We start from the raw sequence: 1,167 nt of genomic DNA, 5'->3' as shown, positions 1-1,167 counted from the left end.
CTTCAGCTGCACGCCGCTGCCGGCGGTGCTGATCAAGGGAATGACGGCGGCGCCGCGCACGAAGGCCTGCGCATCCGGAACCCTGCCGACGAAAGAAACGCCGGGATGCGGCGAGCTGACCCCTGCAGGCATGTTGCCGGCGATCCTGACACGGAAATCCGGCTTCAGATGCGGCACGACCTTGGTCAGGAACCAGTCGAGCCCGATGCGGTTCGGCTGCCAGGTCCAGGTGCCGATCAGCGCGGCGTCGCATTCGATATGGCGCTTGGCCTTGCTTGCCGGCGCCTGCGCCCGGGTCACCAGCGGCAGCACCGCCGAGCGCCTGGCGGAGGCGACGCCAAGTGCCGCGCGGTCTTCCTCGGCCAGCGTGAAGACAAAGCGCGCGGCGCCGCAGAGGCGCTCCTCCATGACCTTGAGGAGCCTGGCCTCGCGGCGGAACAGCCAGCGCTGCAGCGCGCTGCCGGCCGCGGCCGCATTTTCCTCGGCCGAGCGGTGCTCGACATTGTGCGCCACGAAGACGAATGGACGGTCGGCTAGAACCTTCTCGAAGGCGCCAGCGAACTGCACCGAATTCAGGACATAGCCGTCGAAGGGACCGGCGCGTTCGATGGCGGCGCGAACCTCGGCGTCGGAAACGACACGCAGCTTTACGGAGGAGAAGGTAAGACCGCAGAGAACCGCCTTGCCCAGCCAGGCGAGTTTCCGCAAAGCCGAAGCGCCTTCGGTGCGGACCTCGACGGCGTCGAGCACGATGGTGTTCTGGGGATCGGACGGGGCTTTGCCCGGCCAGATGAAGCCGATGACCGTCACGCGCACGCCGGCGCGTCGCAGCGCGTCGATGATCGCGGCATTGGCAATCTCGTAGCCCGAGGCGAGAGCGCCATCGGGCACGATCGATGTGGCGAACAGCAGATGCATCTCACCTATCCTTGGCTGCAGCCGGTAGCAAAACGCGGTGAAGCCTTGATTAAATGGCACTGTCAAAGGCCGAAGACCCGCCTTTTCCGACAGCCGGGCGAGAAGGTGATTAACGAAACGTTATCACCGCGATGCTATCGAGGGCTCAAACCCACGCTGCTCAAAAACGGATGATCGCTTTGCCGTCCGACGCTTCTGTATCGATCGCGGGACGGTCGCCGGGGCTCGCCGCCGAGGCCGTCGAGGCGG

1 protein-coding gene is annotated in these 1,167 nt (G+C 65.8%); it reads right to left on the bottom strand.

Features of this window, described 5'->3' with window-relative positions; translation table 11 throughout:
• Window positions 1-918, bottom strand: a 918-nt coding sequence (locus EOD07_RS35165; protein WP_127238417.1) for a glycosyl transferase, incomplete at its 3' end; no start/stop codon positions are given.
• Window positions 919-1,167 lie beyond the last annotated feature (249 nt).

This window comes from Mesorhizobium sp. M2C.T.Ca.TU.002.02.1.1 (assembly GCF_003997225.1).
Note: the sequence above shows the minus strand (reverse complement) of the source record. Positions and strands in the feature narration are given on the sequence as shown.